General features: G+C 68.2%; 17 protein-coding genes. 7 read left to right on the top strand and 10 right to left on the bottom strand.

What is annotated here, in order from left to right; translation table 11 throughout:
• Positions 1-20: 20 nt before the first annotated feature.
• The gene (locus F0U63_RS18135; RefSeq protein ID WP_395847175.1) at positions 21-446 is read left to right on the top strand and encodes a hypothetical protein; all 426 of its coding nucleotides are present in this window, start codon (positions 21-23) and stop codon (positions 444-446) included.
• Positions 443-697: a hypothetical protein gene (locus F0U63_RS18130; RefSeq protein WP_395847174.1), complete on the top strand. Its 255-nt coding sequence runs from the start codon at positions 443-445 to the stop codon at positions 695-697. The genes F0U63_RS18135 and F0U63_RS18130 overlap by 4 nt, the downstream gene beginning before the upstream one ends.
• A 95-nt stretch (positions 698-792) precedes the next feature.
• On the opposite strand, the gene F0U63_RS18125 is transcribed toward F0U63_RS18130, so the two are convergent.
• The 3 genes from F0U63_RS18125 to F0U63_RS18115 all read right to left on the bottom strand — a co-directional run bounded on the left by F0U63_RS18125 (position 793) and on the right by F0U63_RS18115 (position 3,936).
• Positions 793-1,221: a CBS domain-containing protein gene (locus tag F0U63_RS18125; protein ID WP_395847173.1), complete on the bottom strand. Its 429-nt coding sequence runs from the start codon at positions 1,219-1,221 to the stop codon at positions 793-795.
• Positions 1,222-1,356: 135 nt separating this feature from the next.
• Entirely contained in the window at positions 1,357-2,259 is a 903-nt protein-coding gene (locus F0U63_RS18120; protein WP_395847172.1) for an alpha/beta fold hydrolase, read from the bottom strand.
• 48 nt (positions 2,260-2,307) lie between these two features.
• Complete coding sequence (locus F0U63_RS18115) at positions 2,308-3,936, bottom strand: sigma 54-interacting transcriptional regulator (RefSeq protein ID WP_395847171.1); 1,629 nt, start codon at positions 3,934-3,936, stop codon at positions 2,308-2,310.
• 184 nt (positions 3,937-4,120) lie between these two features.
• Between F0U63_RS18115 and F0U63_RS18110 the strand changes: the two genes are divergently transcribed.
• Positions 4,121-4,564, top strand: a complete 444-nt coding sequence (locus F0U63_RS18110; RefSeq protein ID WP_395847170.1) for a hypothetical protein — start codon at positions 4,121-4,123, stop codon at positions 4,562-4,564.
• A gap of 15 nt (positions 4,565-4,579) precedes the next feature.
• Here F0U63_RS18110 and hmpA read toward each other — a convergent pair whose 3' ends face one another.
• Positions 4,580-5,761, bottom strand: a complete 1,182-nt coding sequence (gene hmpA / locus F0U63_RS18105) for an NO-inducible flavohemoprotein (RefSeq protein ID WP_395847169.1) — start codon at positions 5,759-5,761, stop codon at positions 4,580-4,582.
• 184 nt (positions 5,762-5,945) lie between these two features.
• Here hmpA and norR point away from each other — a divergent pair, with 184 nt between their 5' ends.
• The gene (gene norR / locus F0U63_RS18100) at positions 5,946-7,490 is read left to right on the top strand and encodes a nitric oxide reductase transcriptional regulator NorR (protein ID WP_395847168.1); all 1,545 of its coding nucleotides are present in this window, start codon (positions 5,946-5,948) and stop codon (positions 7,488-7,490) included.
• On the opposite strand, the gene F0U63_RS18095 is transcribed toward norR, so the two are convergent.
• Positions 7,487-8,020 (bottom strand): flavodoxin domain-containing protein, encoded by a 534-nt coding sequence (locus F0U63_RS18095; protein ID WP_395847167.1) that lies wholly within the window; start codon positions 8,018-8,020, stop codon positions 7,487-7,489. The genes norR and F0U63_RS18095 overlap by 4 nt on opposite strands.
• 202 nt (positions 8,021-8,222) lie before the next feature.
• Here F0U63_RS18095 and F0U63_RS18090 point away from each other — a divergent pair, with 202 nt between their 5' ends.
• Positions 8,223-9,515 carry a universal stress protein gene (locus tag F0U63_RS18090; protein ID WP_395847166.1) on the top strand — a complete coding sequence of 431 codons (1,293 nt, stop codon included), beginning with the start codon at positions 8,223-8,225 and terminating at the stop codon, positions 9,513-9,515.
• Positions 9,516-9,532: 17 nt separating this feature from the next.
• On the opposite strand, the gene F0U63_RS18085 is transcribed toward F0U63_RS18090, so the two are convergent.
• Entirely contained in the window at positions 9,533-10,510 is a 978-nt protein-coding gene (locus F0U63_RS18085; RefSeq protein ID WP_395847165.1) for a hypothetical protein, read from the bottom strand.
• 28 nt (positions 10,511-10,538) lie between these two features.
• On the bottom strand, positions 10,539-11,468 hold the full coding sequence (locus tag F0U63_RS18080; protein WP_395847164.1) for a LysR family transcriptional regulator: 930 nt from the start codon (positions 11,466-11,468) through the stop codon (positions 10,539-10,541).
• A 146-nt stretch (positions 11,469-11,614) separates the two neighbouring features.
• On the opposite strand from F0U63_RS18080, the gene F0U63_RS18075 reads away from it, so the two are divergent.
• Positions 11,615-12,112, top strand: a complete 498-nt coding sequence (locus F0U63_RS18075; protein ID WP_395847163.1) for a DoxX family membrane protein — start codon at positions 11,615-11,617, stop codon at positions 12,110-12,112.
• 20 nt (positions 12,113-12,132) lie between these two features.
• Positions 12,133-13,167 (top strand): polysaccharide deacetylase family protein, encoded by a 1,035-nt coding sequence (locus tag F0U63_RS18070; RefSeq protein ID WP_395847162.1) that lies wholly within the window; start codon positions 12,133-12,135, stop codon positions 13,165-13,167.
• A gap of 71 nt (positions 13,168-13,238) precedes the next feature.
• On the opposite strand, the gene F0U63_RS18065 is transcribed toward F0U63_RS18070, so the two are convergent.
• The 3 genes from F0U63_RS18065 to F0U63_RS18055 all read right to left on the bottom strand — a co-directional run bounded on the left by F0U63_RS18065 (position 13,239) and on the right by F0U63_RS18055 (position 16,845).
• Positions 13,239-13,847, bottom strand: a complete 609-nt coding sequence (locus F0U63_RS18065) for an imm11 family protein (protein ID WP_395847161.1) — start codon at positions 13,845-13,847, stop codon at positions 13,239-13,241.
• A gap of 10 nt (positions 13,848-13,857) precedes the next feature.
• Positions 13,858-15,150 carry an AHH domain-containing protein gene (locus tag F0U63_RS18060; protein ID WP_395847160.1) on the bottom strand — a complete coding sequence of 431 codons (1,293 nt, stop codon included), beginning with the start codon at positions 15,148-15,150 and terminating at the stop codon, positions 13,858-13,860.
• Between the two features lie 114 nt (positions 15,151-15,264).
• The gene (locus F0U63_RS18055; RefSeq protein WP_395847158.1) at positions 15,265-16,845 is read right to left on the bottom strand and encodes a DUF1501 domain-containing protein; all 1,581 of its coding nucleotides are present in this window, start codon (positions 16,843-16,845) and stop codon (positions 15,265-15,267) included.
• Between the last annotated feature and the right edge of the window lie 8 nt (positions 16,846-16,853).

Below are 16,853 nucleotides of genomic sequence, written 5' to 3'. Positions count from 1 at the left end.
GGCTTTGGGCTGCGGATGAGTTGAGCGCCATCAAGAGACCCATCGCCCCCCAGCCGGACGTCGACGAATTGATCCTTGCCCAACCGAGTCCGGGCGCTCCCGCGCTGCCGAGCTGCCGTCAGCGCGTCTTGCGCGCCTCCCAGGCGTCTGGCAGCGAGGAGACCCGCCACAATCTCCCTCGCACCCCCCGGGAGTGCCTGACGGCGCGCCTCCTCCTGTACTGCTTCCACCGGGAGCAGTACGAGTTTGAGGCCAGCCTGCGTCAGACGCCCCGGACGGAGGAGGTGATGCGCGCCATCGAGCGGCGCGAGAAGGAGGCAATCACGACGGCCCTCTGGCAGGCGAGACTGTGTGAGGCGTTCCAAAGCCTGCCGTCAATCGAGGGTCTCCACGCGGTTATCGTCGCCTGGCTTGAGCGGCAGTTTCCCCGTCCGGTGTCGCGATGACGGCCACATCAGGCAAGACAGAGGCGGCCTTCCGCCTTTCTGGGGTCACGGGCAGGATTGAGAGAGTCCGCGAGAACGCGGGCCGGGACGTCGAAAAGCTCGCGGCACTCTCCGCCGAGCTTGAGCGCGAGCTCCGCGAGGAATTCCCGGGCGAGCCGCTCATCGCCTATTACGCCAAGACAATCCTAGCGGACTTCTGCTCGCTAGCCCGTCACGGCATTTTTCCGGAGCCGTTCCGCGAAGAGCTTTAGCCTGGCTCAGGCCCCAGGCTTCCATTTTGACTCGCGTCCAAAGCCCTGGAAACCGCTCCGGAGCCCAGTCCACCCGGGCTCCGGTGTCCCGCGGCTCAGTGGCTCGCGGGCTCGGAGATGCCCTCGAGCGCCTTGCCCACGCGGTGTCCACTCTCCTCGCCCGCCAGGTCGCCCAGCGCCACGATGCCCACCAGGTTCTTGTCGCGATCCACCACGATGAACCGGCGCAACTGCAACTCCTCCATGCGATCGAGTACGTCCTCGGCTTGATCGTCCTCGAAGCAGTACTGGATTCCCTTGGACATGATGTCGGACACGGGCGTCTGGACCGGGTCCATGTCCTCGGCGATGGCGCGCACCACGATGTCGCGGTCGGTGATCATCCCCTGCACCCGCTTGCCGTCACAGACGGGAATGGGGCCCACGTCCAGGTCGCGCATCTTCCGGGCCGCCTCCCGCACGGTGTCGTTCGGACGGATGACCTCTACCTCGCGCGTCATCACTTCACGGATCAACCTCGCCATGTCCGCTCCTCCTCATGGGGGCCCGGAGCGGGCTCCCCGCGTGTTCACGCCAACGGTTGGGCGCCTCGCGCGGGTCAACCAGTGGACCGTCGAGTGCCGCCTGGAGGGCAACCCGGCGTGCATCCCCTTCGCGGCCTAACGCCCCGCGCCCGAGGCGCTCCCCGTGACGTGGCTCCCGAGCCTCTCGAGAATGTCCCGGGCCCGTGTCCAAAGAATCGATCCGCCCTCCTGGGGCTCCACCGTGAGGGTCGCGTTCGGCAGGCGGGCGGCCAGGGTGGCGCCGAAGTCGGGCGAGTGGACCGTGCTCGTGTCCAGGCCGCCGTACCAGAGGTCCACCTTGACGGAGATGCGCTCCGGCTCCACCAGCCACGGACCCAGCGCGTTGACGAGGTCCCTCGCATACCCACGCGCGCCCTGGGAGAAGCCCTCCCGCAGGCAGCGCTGATACGCCGCGCCGAAGGGCTCGCTCAGGTAGAGCGTCCGGTCGCGCTCGCCACTCATTCCGAGGATGAGCTGCCACAGTCCGTCCGCCGTGGCCATCCCCGCGAAGGACTGCTCGAAGCCCTCGGGATCCTGCCGAGCGGCGCGCACCATCACGGCCACGTCGGGGTGCAGCCGGGGCGCCAGGGCCGGCCAGGCCAGGTCGTCCTGCCCGGACACGATCGCCACGGCCTTCACGAGCTCCCGGCCCGCGAGCGCCAGCGCGAACGGCGCGCCCTGGGAGAAGCCCACCGCGGTGACGTCCCGCGGCGAGCCCAGCGACGCGAGGAGCTGCCGCGTGTCCTCCACCCAGGAGGCCAGGGTCTTGCCGGGATGCGCATCGGACGCGCCGAGGCCGGGCCGATCAATGGCGATGAGCCTCAAGCCGAGAGCCGCGAGGTGGTTCGCACCGAAGCCGAGTGAGCCGCTCATGGCGGCGCCCGTGCAGAACAGAACGGGGAGACCCCCGGTGGGTCCCCATTCGGACCATGCGAGGACTCGGCCATCGCGGAGACGCAAGGAGGACTGTCGTTCGGGAGGAAGGACACCGGTATTCATGCGGCGGATGATACGGGCCGCCTTCCTCCCGGCAAGCGCGGGAAATGTTCACCGCTTCCGGCGGCGGTTCCCGCGCTCGTAGCGCTTGAGCTTGCGGTAGAGCGTGGTCGCGCCGATGCCCAGATCCCGTGAGGTGCGCGTCCGGCTGCCTCCGTTCCTCGCGAGCACCGCGAGGATGTACTCGCGCTCCAGTTCCTCCAACGTGCGCACCGCCCCCGTGAGCGCGGGCGCGGGCAGCGCGCTCCGCACGTCCTCGGGCAGGTCCTCCAGCTCGATGCGGGGCCCGCGCGAGAGCGCCACCGCGCGCTCCATGGCATTGCTCAGCTCGCGCACGTTGCCCGGCCAGGCGTGGCGCTGGAGCTGATCCGCCACGTCCGCCCCGAGCCCCGGCACCTCCCGACCCATCCGCCGCGCCACGTCCACCAGGAACACCTGGGCCAGTGGCAGGATGTCCTCGCGCCGCTCGCGCAGGGGCGGCACCGTCAGCTCCACCACCCGCAGGCGGTAGTAGAGATCCTTGCGGAAGCGCCCCGCCGCCACCTCCTCGGCCAGCGGCCGGTTCGTCGCCGCCACCACCCGCACGTCGATGCGCCGGTGGTGGTTCTCCCCCACCCGGCGGATCTCCCGCTCCTGCAGCGCGCGCAAGAGCTTCGCCTGCATGCCCAGCGGCATCTCCCCAATCTCATCCAGGAAGAGCGTTCCCCCCGCCGCCCCCTCCAGCAGCCCCAAGCGCTCGTGCGTGGCTCCCGTGAAGGCCCCGCGCGCATGGCCGAACAGCTCCGCCTCCAGCAGCGTCTCCGCGAGCGCCGCGCAGTTGATGGCCACCAGCGGCCCCGCCGCCCGCGCGGACTCCTCATGCACCAGCCGCGCCACGCGCTCCTTGCCCGTGCCGCTCTCGCCGATGAGGAGCACCGTGGCCTCGCTCCTCGCCGCGCGCCGCGCCAGGTCCACCACGCGCCGCATGCCCGGGCCACGCGCCACCAGCCCGCCGGGCCCCTCCGGCTCACCCACGGCCCGCTCCAGCGCCCGCGTCCGCTCGCGCAGCTTGCGCTCCGTGCGCTTGAGCGCGCTGGCCACCTGGTGCAGCGACGCGTCGAGCACCTCGCCCTGGAAGTACGGCAGGTGCTCCTCGAGCTGACTCCCCCACTCCTCCAGCGTCCGGCCGGCGAAGTGGCACGCGGCGTCCCCCCTCGCCACGCACCGGTCCTCCAGCACATAGAGCGGCCGGCCCGCCACCCGGCTCAGGTAGCCACTGGCGAAGCCGCACTGCGTCCAGCACGAGGGAGCCTCCGCGCGGCCCAGGTGCAGCAGGTGCTGCTCCGCCTCGTAGGAGGCCTCGACGGTGACGCCCTGGCGCGTCAGGGGATTGTTGTCCTCGGGCCGGATGCGGATCAGCCCCTGCAGGGTGTGGATGAGCCCTCCGGCGGCCATCCACTCGGCCTCGCTGCTCCACTGGAAGCCGGCCCGCATCGCCTCCGCCATGCGCCAGCCGTGGGCGAAGCCGAAGCGCGTCAGCACCGCCCGCGCCCCCGCCAGGCCCAGCATCTCCACCAACTGCTTGCGCAACATCCCGAGCGCCACCGCGTCCAGGATGAGCGCCCGCTCGCCCGCGAAGCGGACGCCCTCTCGCGCGTCCACCTCCAGCAACATGTCGATGCGCAGATCCTCGGCCCGCATGAACGACCCTTTCATTTTGAACGAAAGGTAGCCCGTTTCGACCGGTCGGCCATCCCTGGCTTCCGCCAAGGCCGCGACTTCGTTGGGCCCGGGAGTTGGTCCGGGGATTGCTCTATCGGAGGGAGAACCGGGACGGCCCCGCGAGTGACGCGGACTTCACGCCCGGAACGGCCAGGAGGACCGGGTGTCGTTCAATCGAGAGACGCTGGCGGATGGCTCGGTACGGCTGTCGAGCGAGCGCAGCAGCTATACCTACCGGCGGCTGCGTCCAGGCGTGGTGTTCATCCGCATCACGGGGGATGACAAGGGCGAGTTCGGTGACGCGCCCCGGGATGAGCTGCGCGAGGACATCAGCCGCTACGCCCCCATCGAGCTGTTCTTCGAAATGGATGAGACCACCGGCCCCTCCATGCCCGTACAGGAGGCCTGGAGGGAGTGGTTCAGCATCTACCGCGCGGCGCTCAAGAGCGTGAACGTCCTCACGCGCAGCAAGTACATGCACGTCTCCGTCGAGGTGGCGAAGCTCTTCTCGCGCACCGGAGAGCTCATCCGGGTCTACCTGGATCCCGAGCCCTTCCAGGAGGCGCTCCAGCGCGCGACTCCCGGAGCCCAGAAGGAGCACAAGTAGACGCCAGAAGGGGCCTCACGCCAGCGACGCCGCCGGGCCGAAGAACTCGTAGTGGCACTGCTGCTCGGGCACGCCCAGCTCCCTCAAGGCGCGCTGGATGGCCGCCATGAAGGGCTTGGGGCCGAGGAAATAGACATCAATGTCCCGCTCCTCGGGCAGCCAGCGCGCGAGCTGCTCGCGATCCAGCAGGCCGACGGCATCCGGCTGGGGAGCACCCTCGGTGGCCTGGGAGTAGCAGTAGAAGCGCCGCAGCTGGGGATGCCTGCGGGCCTGCTCGTCCACCCACTCGCGGAAGGCGTGGACCCCGGCGTTGCGCGCGCAGTGGATGAAGTGGATGGGCCGGCCCTGGGGCAGGGCCGCCGTCAGCATGGCGAGCGTCGGGGTGATGCCCACGCCGCCGCTGATGAGCACCAGGGGTTTGGTGCTCGGGCGCAGGGTGAACTCGCCCGCGGGAGGGAACAGCTCCAGCGAGTCCCCCACCCCCACCCGGTCATGCAGGTAGTTGGACACCTTGCCGTTCGGCTCGCGCTTGACGCTGATCCGGTAGGACTCGCCATTGGGCACCGCCGACAGCGAGTAGTTGCGGCGCATCTCGACGCCCTCGATGACGAGCCGCATGCCGATGTACTGCCCCGGCACGAAGTCCATCAGCGGGCCGCCATCCGCGGGCGCCAGGTAGAAGGAGATGATCTCCGCGCTCTCCTGCTCCTTGCGGATGACCCGGAACTCGCGCCCGCCGCGCCAGCCGCCGCGCGCCTGGGCCGTCTGCTCGTAGACCCGCTCCTCGCTGGAGATGAGCAGATCGGCCAGTTGCTGGTAGGCGGCGGCCCACGCGGCGATCACCTCGTCCGTCGCCACCTGAGGCCCGAGCACCTCGCGGATGGCGCGCAGCAGGCACGTGCCCACGATGGGGTAGTGCTCGGGCAGGACCCGCAGGGCCACGTGCTTGTTGATGATCTGCGCCATGAGCCCGCCGAGCTGCTCCAGCTCGTCGATGTGGCGGGCGTAGCGCAGCACGGCGTTGGCCAGGGCGCGGGGCTGGGCGCCACTGGCCTGGTGCGCCTGATTGAAGAGCGGGCGCACCTCGGGATACTCGCCGAGCATCATGCGGTAGAAGTGCGTGGTCAGGGCTTCGCCACCACTCTCCAACAGCGGCACGGTGGCTTTGACGATGGCACGTTGCTGAGCGTTGAGCATGGGATGGGCTCCAAGGGGGGTTGAGGCGCGGGTGGCGGGGAAAACCCCCACCACCGGGACGTCGTGCTTTGATAGGAGCAGCTTCCATGCCGACTTCCGGACACCGGGAAATCAAGCGGTTGGAGCGGGCCCAGGTCATTTCGACCGGGGGGGCGCGGAGTCGAATCGACTCCCGGTGGTCGAAATGACTCCCAATCCCCTGCTCCACGCGTTGATTCCCCTGGTGGATGACCTGTCGCGGGAACTGCCCGAGCGGGAGCGCTACCGGCGGCTGCTGCAAGCGCTGCGGGTGCTGCTTCCGTGTGACGCGGTCGCGCTGCTGCGCCTGGAGGGCGAGTGGCTGGTGCCGCTGTCGGTCAATGGCCTCTCCGAGGACACCCTGGGGCGGCGCTTCCGGGTGCACGAGCATCCGCGCTTCCAGGCCCTGCTCGCGAACCCGGCGCCCACCCGGTTCCCCGCCGACAGCCCCTTGCCGGACCCCTACGATGGTCTGGTGCAGGGGGCCGGGGGCGACCTCCAGGTGCATGACTGCCTGGGTTGTCCCCTGCTGGTGGATGGGCACGTCTGGGGCCTGCTCACCCTGGACGCGCTGTCTCCCGGGAGGCTGGCGCCCGTGGATCTGGCGTCCCTGCAGGCGTTCGCCAGTCTGGCGGCGGCCACCGTTCGCGTGGCCCAGCGCATCGAGCGGCTGGTGATGCGGGCCGAGGGCGAGTTCCAGCGGGCGGAGAGCTACCGTCTGGCGGCCGGGGAGCGCCCGCACTCGTTGATCGGACAGAGTCCGCCCTTCCTCAAGCTCCTGGAGGACATCGCCCTGGTGGGAGCCAGTCCGTTGAGCGTACTGATCAGTGGCGAGACGGGGGTGGGCAAGGAGCTGGTAGCGCAGGCCGTCCACGCGGCATCCCCCCGCGCGCACCGGCCGCTCATCAGCCTCAACTGCGCGGCCCTGCCCGAGACGCTGGTGGAGAGCGAGCTGTTCGGCCATGTGGTGGGCGCCTTCTCCGGCGCGGTCAGCGATCGGCGGGGCAAGTTCGAGCTGGCCGACGGGGGCACCCTGCTGCTGGACGAGGTGGGTGAGCTGCCGCTGACGGTGCAGGCCAAGCTGCTGCGCGTGCTGCAGAGCGGGCAGTTGCAGCGCCTGGGCTCGGACCGGGAGCACCGCATCGACGTGCGGCTGATCGCCGCCACCAACCGGGATCTGGCCGAGGAGGTGCGCCAGGGGCGCTATCGCGCCGACCTCTACCACCGGCTCAGCGTGTTTCCATTGCATGTGCCGGCCCTGCGCGAGCGGGGCAACGACGTGCTGCTGCTGACCGGCTATTTCCTCGAGCAGAACCGCTCGCGCCTGGGGCTGCGCAGCCTGCGCCTGAGCGGCGATGCCGAGGCCGCCTTGCTCGCCTATTCCTGGCCCGGCAACGTGCGCGAGCTGGAGCACCTGGTGGCCCGGAGCGCGCTCAAGGCCTACGGCCAGCGAAGCGATGACGGCCGCATCCTCACCCTGTCGGCGGCGGACTTCGCGCTCAATGGGGACTCCCATGCCCCGGCCCGTGCCGAACCGCCGCCCGAGCCAGCGCCCGTGGGGGACCTGCGCGAGGCCGTGGAGCGCTTCGAACGGCAACAGATCAACGCGAGCCTCCAGCGGCACCAGGGCAACTGGGCCTCGGCGGCCCGCGAGCTGGGAATGGATCGCGCCAACCTCCGGCGGCTGGCCCGGCGCCTGGGAGTCCTCTAGCTCCAGGTGGGAGTGTCCTCGGCGGCGCGGGATGGCGTCCGCTCGAAGGCGCGCAGCGCATCTCCTATTCCCTCCGCCCAGGCCCGGATGATGCGCGGGTCGCGCCAGTCGCCCGCCAGCGAACTGGCCATCTTGCTCGCGATGAAACCCTTGGCGTCGGGCAGCAGGCGCCCTCCGAAGGTGATGTGGCCTTGCGCCCCGATGCGCGCCATCAACCGCTGGACCTGATCCACCGGCGGCACCTCGTTCCAGGTGGCCGAGTCATCGAGCGGCCCGCTGCTGAAGAGCCAGACCGGCCGGGCCCGCAGCGCCTGGGTGTGTCGCTTGACGAAGCGGCGCGCATCACGATGCCAGCGCGACATGTAGAGCGCGCCGCCCACCACGACGGCGTCGTACCCCTCGACGGATTCGATCTCGGCGGCCGGGCTCAGTTCGACCTGGAAACCCCGTGCGGAGAGCGTCCGCGCGATGATGCCCGCGATCTCGGCCGTGCCTCCCCGCTTGGAACCGTAGCTGACCAGGATTCTCATGATGGATCCGCCTCCGCACGGGCCTCCCGCAAGATCCGCACGCCCCTGCGGGTTCGTCGACTCGCGAGACGTGGCGTGTGTTCGCCATCCCCGAGGGTCCAACGCCCCAGGGCCGGGCGGCCGGGAGCGTGCCCAGCCCCTTGCCTCGGAGAGGGGTCGGCTGATTAGAGTCCTATGAAGGACGTGAACCGGGGGAGTCCTCATGACCATTCTTTGCGCCACCCACTTCTCGGACGCCGCCCAGCGAGCGGCCACGGCCGCCGCGCAGCTCGCGCGGAAGCTGGATGAGCCCCTCTTCCTGGTGCACGTGCTGCCAGGAGACCTGTCGCGCGCCATCAAGCAGGCGCTGCAGGAGACGATGCAGTCGGCGCTGTCGGACGAGGCGCGGCGGCTCGAGAAGCTGGGCGCACGCACGAGCTTCCAATTGCTCACGGGCGAGCCGGCCGAGGAGCTGGCGCGCTTCGCGAAGGAGAAGGGGGCGGGGCTCGTGGTGACGGCGGGGCCCACGAGCGCCTCGCCCTTCCTGGGCGTGGGCGGCACGGTGGACCGGCTGGCCACGACGCTGCCGGTGCCGCTGATGGTGGTACGCGAGGCGGAGTCCTTCGAGGCCTGGGTGAAGGGGACTCGGCCCTTGAGGGTGATGCTGGGCGTGGACCGCTCGCTGCCCTTCGAGGCGGCGCGCGACTGGCTGCGGGGCCTGCGGCGCTACGGCGACGTGGAGGTGGTGGCCGGGCGCATCTACTGGCCCCACGAGGAGTACTTCCGGATGGGGATGGAGCAGCCGACGTTCTACCAGGAGGTGACGCCCGAGCTGCTGAGCGCGCTGGAGAAGGAGGTGCGCACGCAGGTGGTGCCCTTGGAGGCGCAGGGCCAGCCGCCGGTGCGCATGCGGCTGGAGGCCGGAGTGGGACGCATCGCGGACCACCTGGTGGCGCTGGCGGCGGAAGAGAAGGTGGATCTGCTGGTGGTGGGCTCGCACCAGCGGCGGGCGTTGGGCAAGCTGGGGAGCGTGTCGCACCACGCGCTGCGGCTGGCGGCCATGTCGGTGGTGAGCGTGCCGCTCGCGGGGGCGGCTCGGGGCTCGGAGGTGACGGTTCCCACGCTGCGCTCGGTACTGGTGGCCACGGACTTCTCGGAAGCGGCCAACCGGGCCATTCCGTATGCCTTTTCCCTGCTGCCGAGTGGGGGCACGGTGTACCTGGTGACCGTGGCGCGGCACGCGATGGAGCAGGCGCAGGAGTTGCGGTCGCGGCTGCGCCAGTTGTTGCCCAAGGACGCGGATGCCCAGGGGCGCGAGGTGCGGGTGATGGTGCTGTCGGGCCAGGAGGTGGCGCCGGTGCTCCTCAAGGTCGCCGAGCGCCTGTGCGTGGACGTGATCTGCCTGGGCACGCACGGACACTCGGGGCTGAAGAAGACGGTGATGGGCGCGGTGGCCAAGGAGGTCATGTCACACGCCGACCGGCCCGTCCTGGTGGTCCGCCCGCCCGAGGGGTGATGCTCCGGCGGCTCGCCCTACAAATCGATGACGGTGCCGGAGCCACGCGGCCAGAACTCCTGGACGGACAGGTCGCTCCAGGTATTGAACTGCTTCCAGGTATTGGGATTGCTGGACCTTCCAAAGGGAAGCACTTTCTTCCAATGCGTCGCGCGGACCCGGTGCTGGACGTAGAACGTCCAGGCGCCCGTCCTGGGCTCGCGCACGCCGAACACCGTTCCGAAGGTGATCGTCTTGAAATCACCGATGTGCCGCAATCGGGACCTGCCCTTCTCATTGATGACGGTGATGGGGGCGCGGTTGCGATTGACACCAAGTTGCTTGGCGACTCGCACGTCATCCTGAGCCCGGCTGACGCCGCCGACCTGCTCGGGCATGTACCGGCCCGCGCTGAGGGAGCGCCCCGTGGGACCCGGAGTCTTCTTCACCGCATGGTGAGAAAAGGCCGTGTAGACCGTCTCCATGCGGGAGATCTTGGCCATGAGGCCATGGGGCGTCTCGATGGATCCACCCGTCCCAGCCGCGTTGGCGTGATAGACCGTCGGCTCGGTTTCGCTGCCCTCGACGAAGACGGAGCAGCCATTGACCGTCGCGGTGACGAAGACATGCGGCTCCTGGAAAGCGGCCGTGGTGAGCAATGGGAGATGGTGTTTCTTGCTGGGCGTCAGCGTGGTCCGGATGATCTGATTGGCCTTCCAGGGCAGCCAGTAGATGGGAAAGGACCCTGTTGCCTGGGCTTGCTCGATGCGCAGGCTGTAGAGGTTCTGATCCTTGGAGGTATCGAAGCCAGCATCGCCGCTGGAGACTCCTGATTCCGTCACCGTGCAATAGAGGACCCGGTTCTGCCCCTCGACCTGGTAGTAGGACGTCGTGGCGTCGTAGTTGCCCTTGAGCTTCAAGTCGGCGGGGTTGGAGAGCAGATTGCCCACGGGAGCAATCGCATGCTTCTGGGCGAACTTGACCGGATCCTGCAGGAACCTGGAATTGAGATTCATTGGACTGCTCCCTCACGGACCCACGATCCTACCCCAAGATGCGTTGGAAGTAGCGGACGAGGAAGTCCGCGAAGGCCCGCACCTTGGGAGGCGTGAGCTGGCGATGCGGGTACACGAGGTAGATGTGGCGCTGGGTCACCGGGTGCTCGGCGAGCAGTGACACCAGGGCCCCCGAGCGCAGCTCCTCCAACACCAGGTAGCGCGGCAGGTTGGCGATGCCCCGTCCCAGGAGCGCCGCTTGCCGCAGGACGAGGTGGTTGTTGGCCACGAAGCGCCCCTGGACCTTCACGCTCCGGGAGCCCTCGGCTCCCTCGAACTGCCACTCCCTCACCACCCGGCCGGGCTTGAAGAGCAGGCACTCGTGGTGCGCCAGTTCCTCCAGAGCCCGGGGCCTTCCGGCACGTTGGAGATAGAAGGGGCTCGCGCACAGGACGCGTTCCTCGTCCGCGAGGCGTCGAACCACCAGCGAGCTGTCCTTCAACGTGCCGGCGATCCGCACCGCAGCGTCGAAACCATCCTCCACGAGAGCCACCACCCGATCGCTCGCCTCGAGTTCCAGCTGCACTTCCGGAAAGGACTCCTGGAACGCCGCCGCCGCGGCCCCGACGTGGACCTCGCCGAGCACCGCGGGCACGGACACGCGGAGGATGCCCCTCGGGCGCTCGTCGAGCGCCGCCATGGCGAGCTTGGCTTCCTCCAGCTCCCCGAGCACCCGCTGACAGTGCTGGTAGAAGATGCTTCCCGCCTCCGTGAGGCTCAGATGGTGGGTCGTCCTGCGGAGCAGCCGGGTCCCGAGCCGCTCCTCCAGGTGGGCCACCTGCTTGCTCACGGCCGAAGGCGTCAACCCGAGCTGCCGTGCCGCCACCGAGAACCCCTGGTTGTCGACGGCTCGCACGAACACCACCAGGGGCATCAACCCCTCGAGCAGCACCGGACCCTGCTTTTTCCGTTCAGGCACAGCCGTCTTTCCTCGGGGCCACGTTCTCAACCGGCGCGGGGAAGCGCAAGTAGAGGGTGCGAAGACGAAACGCGGTCCCCGCCCTCGCCTCCTCGCGCTCCGGCACCCCGGCGCGAAGGGCCCCTCGACCGTATCGGGAAGACACCATGAAGCTCTCGACCTCGACAGAGGACGCCTCTCCCCTCTTCTTTGGCATCACGAACGCGGTGGCCGGTCATCTCCTTCTGCGGCTCGCCCTCGGCATCAACCTCCTCGGGCATGGGCTGGTCCGGATCGGCAACCCCAGCGCCTTCGCCGACGCGATCGTCCAGCTCTTCGCCAATACCTGGCTTCCCTCACCGCTGGTCCGTCTCTTCGCGCTGCTGCTGCCCTCCATCGAGCTCGTCATCGGCGTGCTGCTCACGCTCGGGTTGCTGACGCGCGCCGCCCTCTTCACGGGCGGCCTCCTCATGGTGTCCCTCATCTTCGGCACCACCCTGCGCAGCGACTGGGAGACGGCGGGGCTGCAGATGATCTACGCGGCCTTCTACGCCGCGCTCATGGCAACTGCCCACCTCAACCGCGTCTCCGTCGATGCCTGGTGGGCCAGCACCCGGAGCCGCTCCGTCCCCGTCTCCTCGAGCAGCCCCGCCCCGGTCCCCTGAAGCACGCGAGGCCCCCGATCATGAGCACGCCCGAACCCATCCCCCTGCCCTCCCCCTCCGTTCCCGAGCGCCGCGAGTTCCTGCGCCACTCCGGCCTGCTCGCCGCCGGTGCGCTCATCGCGGCGGCCCCGTCTTCCGACTCGCTGGCCGCGAGCCCGGCGCCCACGGCCCCACGGGAGCCAGCCCCCACGAGAGGCGGCCGCTCCTCGTCCAGAGAGTTCTGGCCAGAGGGGGCGCGGCTGGTGATCTCCCTCTCCATGCAGTTCGAAGCGGGCGCTCAGCCCGAGCGGGGAGCGAGCAGCCCGTTCCCTCCCATTGATCCGAAGTACCCGGATCTGCCCGCCTCCACCTGGTACGCGTATGGCGTCAAGGAGGGCATCCCCCGGTTGCTCGATCTCTTCGAGCGCAAGCGCATCAAGGTGACGTCCCACATGGTCGGTCAGGCGGTGGAGCTCCACCCCCAGTTGGCCAAGGAGATCGTCGAGCGGGGCCACGAGGCCGCCGCCCATGGCCAGACCTGGACGCCCCAGTTCTCGATGAGCCCCGAGGAAGAGCGGGCCTCGTACGAGGCCAACGTGCGGAGCATCGAGCGCGCCACGGGCACGAAGCCGGTGGGTTTCAATGCCTTCTGGATGCGAGGGACACCCCGGACGCTGGAGATCCTCCAGGGCCTCGGGTTCACCTACCACATCGACGACGTGAGCCGGGACGAGCCGTTCCTCATCCCCGTGAAGGGCAAACCGTTCGCGGTCGTGCCCTATACCCTGGGCATGAATGACATCGTCCAGTTCGAGGGGCGCAACGCCACGGCCGAGTCCTTCGGGCGCGAGCTCAAGGACGAGTTCGAGGTGCTCTACGCCGAGGCCGCCACGCGCCGGCGCATGATGTCCATCAGCACCCACGATCGGATCGCCGGCCGTCCCTCGCGCGTCAAGGCGCTGGAGGACTTCATCACCTACGCCCAGAAGCAGCCGGGCGTGGTGTTCATGCGCAAGGACGAGATCGCCCGCTTCGCGCTGGAGAGCCCCCTCACGCCCCGGGAAGGTGGAATCTGAAGGAGATGGCCCTCCTCTTCCTCGACCCCCTCCGGCGGTAGGCGTACAGGCCGGCTCTGAATTCCCGCCATTCAGGCGCGCTGGCCATCTTGCCCTCCACGAGTATAAGGGTCTGTTACGCGCTCGAAGCTCACTCCCAGCGAGCCTACCCTTTCGAGCGCGTCCTTGATTTCCTCTGAAACGATGAATGCTGTCTTGAACCTCTTCGGCCTGAAGACGCGCACACCTTCAGTCTTCGAGGGGTCAATTCGCATGCCGTAGATCCAGCGGTACTCTCCAGCGTACTCGGGAAAAGGGTCTTCCTCGGTGTAATGATGCACTTCCCGGCAGTTCGCTTCATCAATGCAATCAACCACCTTGGTTGCGTTGACGATGAAGTACCGCTCGGATTCCCCCTCCACCGTCACCGGAAACAGTTGAATATCGTCCGGAGCAAGCGTCCTGAAGACGTTCGCGACTGCTTCGCTGACGATGGGAACCTTCTCTATCACAGAGAACACAAACGCGCGCTTCTCACCCGGATGCGCAACCTGGGCCTTGATGGGCCCGGGGTCTGGAAGGAGGCGTCCCTCTCCGAACATCCAGGGCTCGTCAAACTCACCACCGGATACCGGAACCGGTGTCGTGACGAGCCACTGCGGCACATCAGCCATTCCAACCCAATAGAATTGACTTTCCACCGCACTCCTCCTACTTCACGACAAAGCTCCGCAACTCAGAGCCCGGCGTGAGTAGCTCATTGGCAATCCTTGCGAGTTCATTCACCAGCCTGGCCCGACAGGCCTCCGTTGTCTTGCAGCGACCGACGGCATCTTGGAGCCGACTGACTACCTTCTCGTGATATGGACCAGGATGTGGCCCCTCATGGCCATTGATTCGCACTTTGTTCGCAACATCCTCAAGAGTCATACCAGCCTTCTCGAAGATCTTCTCACACAGCGGCGTCCAAGGCCCGCCAGAGGCAGCGGAAATGGTGTTCTTGTTCGTGCAGATATGGTGAACCGGCCCTTCGGCATCACCTGGAATCCGGTTGTCCGAGTACATTGTCACTGCTGCAACAGCACCTGGAGCGAGAGCGACGTTGAGTACCCCTTCGGCAGGCAGCGCGATTGAGCCCACCCCACCATTCAGAGCGCCCGTAAGCTGAAAACCTCCCTCGGCCTGCGCGCGAAGTGTGGCCTGGGAAAAGCCAGGGAGCTTGGGGCCTTGGGCCGCTATCGCGCTCTTTCCGCCAAGCGCTGCCGTGACGAGCATCACCAGGACGCGCGTGCCGTTTGTTCCCAACACCCGTCCGAACCGGAGCCCGATGTCCTGCAACTCGATGACGCTCGTCGCCTTCCCCGCCTCGTCCCACAGCCGGACGAATCCACGACCCATCTCCCAGACCGGAATCATGCCGAGGTAGGCCACCATGGCCGCCGTCAACGCGACCGCGATGACCTTGGTGACGGGCTCGGGCAGGGTCATCGTGAGGAGCACGGTCAGCGCAGCGGAGGTCAACATCGCCTTGAGCGCTACCGGATTCAGCATTTTACCGACCTCCGCCTCGACACTCTCCCAGACGGTATCAAGCGCGAAGGACAGGGCCATCAGCGTCCGGTCCTTCCGCCCGAACGACAACCCCGTCCCTGCTACCAGGGTCAGGCAGTCGTCCGCGTCGGGGCAGATGCGCGCATACAACGACTCGGGGGAGTTCTGTATCCCCGAATCAGCGAGGCCCTTCGAGGACGCGAGGAGAGTCCTGGACCGCACCCACCCTCGCTGGTCCGCCTCGTCGGTCTCGCGGAACACAACGTCCAGCCGCATGTCGAGGAGGAGTCGTGTGAGGGCCGCCTTGAACTCTTCCTCACTCACCTCGACCGGCTCGACCTCGACCGACTCGTGGATGACGCGCTGACCGTTCCCCGCATCGATATGGACGACACGGGTGGTCGCGCACCCCGCCGCAAGCAGCAGTAAACCTACTACTCCGACCAGCCTCATAGAATCCCCCCGAAGGCCAGCTCCCAGAATATCAGGACGAACGACATCCTGAAGAGGGCGTGCTCACCGTGCGCACAGATGGTTCAAGGGGGGACCCAGCCCAGAAGAAGCCCCCTACGCCCTCCGGAGCCCCGTCACCTCTCCGTAGCCGCCGGGGATGAAGAAGTCATGCGTGCTCATGCCCATGATCCGCAGCGCGGTGGTCACCGCGTCCGCGGCTCTGGGCACGCGCTTCGAGGGCTGACCGTTCTCCTCGATGATGTCCACCGGAACGCCGAGCCCGCGCGGGGTGTACGAGCCCACCTGCCGGTTCGCCGCCACGTTTCCGCCCGCGAAGCAGACCGACGTGTACGGGTGGTGATCATCCGGCAGGGAGTAGGAGCCGTCGCCTCCACGAGAGGCCCAGCTTCGGCCGAACTCGCTCATCACCAGCACCAGCGTGTCATCGAGCAGCGTCTTGCCCGGCTTGCCGGGAGCGGGCGCGGCCTTGAGCTCGCCCAGGAAGCGCGCGACACAGTCCATCAGTCCTCGGCCGTGCGCGCAACTGTAGCCGTGGCCACCGGCGTTGTGCGTGTCGAAGTCGAGCTGCAACGAGACGTGCACCGAGGTGCAGAGGTCCGACTTGAGCAGGCGCAGCGCGAGATCCATCCGCGGGTCGAGCCCGGTGAGGTGGAAGTTCGCCAGGCCGAACGTGTACGTGAACGACTGGTTGCCGAGGTAGCTCGACAGGTACGCGGGACGGTTCGCCGTCAGCGCATCGATGCCCTTGGTGCTCTGCAGCACGGACACGACATCCGTCGCGAGCACGCGCGAGACCGACGACAGCGAGCCATGCAGCCCCTCGAGGTAGCCGTCCACCTTCGTCGTCGAGCGGCCCATCAACTGCTGGGCGCGCGCGAGCGAGAAGCGCTCCACCGTGGTCGTCTTCAGGGTGCCCCCGGTGGGCTGGCCACGCGCATCCAGCTCGACCCCTTCGGTACGCGCATCGAGCCCCGTCCACCAGGGATTGTCCGAGGGCTTCGCGGAGAGCTGCGGCTTGAGCGCTTCGATCGACGGAACGCGAACGGGCGAGGCGTGTGAGGGCAGCCCCATCCCGAGCGGCGTACCGCGTTCACCGGAGACGACCACGAACGGCAACGGTCTGCTCTCGCGGTACTTCTCGAACAGGTGATTGGCGATCACCGAATGAACGGCGGGCGCCCGGTAGTCCGCACCGGCGACACCACACATCGAGGCGATGAACGCGCTCGCGTGGTCGTTGGTGCCCTGATCGATGCCGTGCAGCACGCTCAACTGCTCGTGCAGCGCGAAGTGCGAGAAGCCATACATGAGCGGGCTGAAGGTGCCGCGCTCGCCGGGGTTGGCGGGGTTCCACGACTGCCAGGTCCGGAGCGGTTTGTAGGAACCGTTCGGAGGCCCGAGGTTCACCATCTTGCTCGCGTCGAAGAAGACGGGCTCGCCGCTGTAGCTGGAGGGCGCGGGCACGCAGAGCGGAATGTCCGCGTCATCCATGGGGGTGAAGTAGTACGCCGGCCGATAGCCACCCGGGATGTAGAGGACCGCGAGCCGTGAGGGGACGTCGATGTCCGCGGCGCGCGCGGCGCTCGAGCCGAGAAGGCCCGCGCGCTCGAGGAGCGCGAACTGTCCCGCTCCGAGGGCCCACTTGAGCAATGTGCGACGGGAGGTGTTCGTCATGGTGTCCT

The sequence above is a fragment of the Cystobacter fuscus genome (assembly GCF_044360685.1).
Classification (GTDB): Bacteria; Myxococcota; Myxococcia; order Myxococcales; family Myxococcaceae; genus Cystobacter; species Cystobacter fuscus_C.
Note: the sequence above shows the minus strand (reverse complement) of the source record. Positions and strands in the feature narration are given on the sequence as shown.

Coding starts and splice junctions, on each gene's coding strand:
- F0U63_RS18085 (WP_395847165.1), bottom strand. CDS start 10,510: ATGAATCTCAATTCCAGGTTCCTGCAGGATCCGGTCAAGTTCGCCCAG.
- F0U63_RS18130 (WP_395847174.1), top strand. CDS start 443: ATGACGGCCACATCAGGCAAGACAGAGGCGGCCTTCCGCCTTTCTGGG.
- F0U63_RS18075 (WP_395847163.1), top strand. CDS start 11,615: ATGAAGCTCTCGACCTCGACAGAGGACGCCTCTCCCCTCTTCTTTGGC.
- F0U63_RS18055 (WP_395847158.1), bottom strand. CDS start 16,845: ATGACGAACACCTCCCGTCGCACATTGCTCAAGTGGGCCCTCGGAGCG.
- F0U63_RS18125 (WP_395847173.1), bottom strand. CDS start 1,221: ATGGCGAGGTTGATCCGTGAAGTGATGACGCGCGAGGTAGAGGTCATC.
- F0U63_RS18090 (WP_395847166.1), top strand. CDS start 8,223: ATGACCATTCTTTGCGCCACCCACTTCTCGGACGCCGCCCAGCGAGCG.
- F0U63_RS18060 (WP_395847160.1), bottom strand. CDS start 15,150: ATGAGGCTGGTCGGAGTAGTAGGTTTACTGCTGCTTGCGGCGGGGTGC.
- F0U63_RS18095 (WP_395847167.1), bottom strand. CDS start 8,020: ATGAGAATCCTGGTCAGCTACGGTTCCAAGCGGGGAGGCACGGCCGAG.
- hmpA (WP_395847169.1), bottom strand. CDS start 5,761: ATGCTCAACGCTCAGCAACGTGCCATCGTCAAAGCCACCGTGCCGCTG.
- F0U63_RS18115 (WP_395847171.1), bottom strand. CDS start 3,936: ATGCGGGCCGAGGATCTGCGCATCGACATGTTGCTGGAGGTGGACGCG.
- norR (WP_395847168.1), top strand. CDS start 5,946: ATGACTCCCAATCCCCTGCTCCACGCGTTGATTCCCCTGGTGGATGAC.
- F0U63_RS18120 (WP_395847172.1), bottom strand. CDS start 2,259: ATGAATACCGGTGTCCTTCCTCCCGAACGACAGTCCTCCTTGCGTCTC.
- F0U63_RS18070 (WP_395847162.1), top strand. CDS start 12,133: ATGAGCACGCCCGAACCCATCCCCCTGCCCTCCCCCTCCGTTCCCGAG.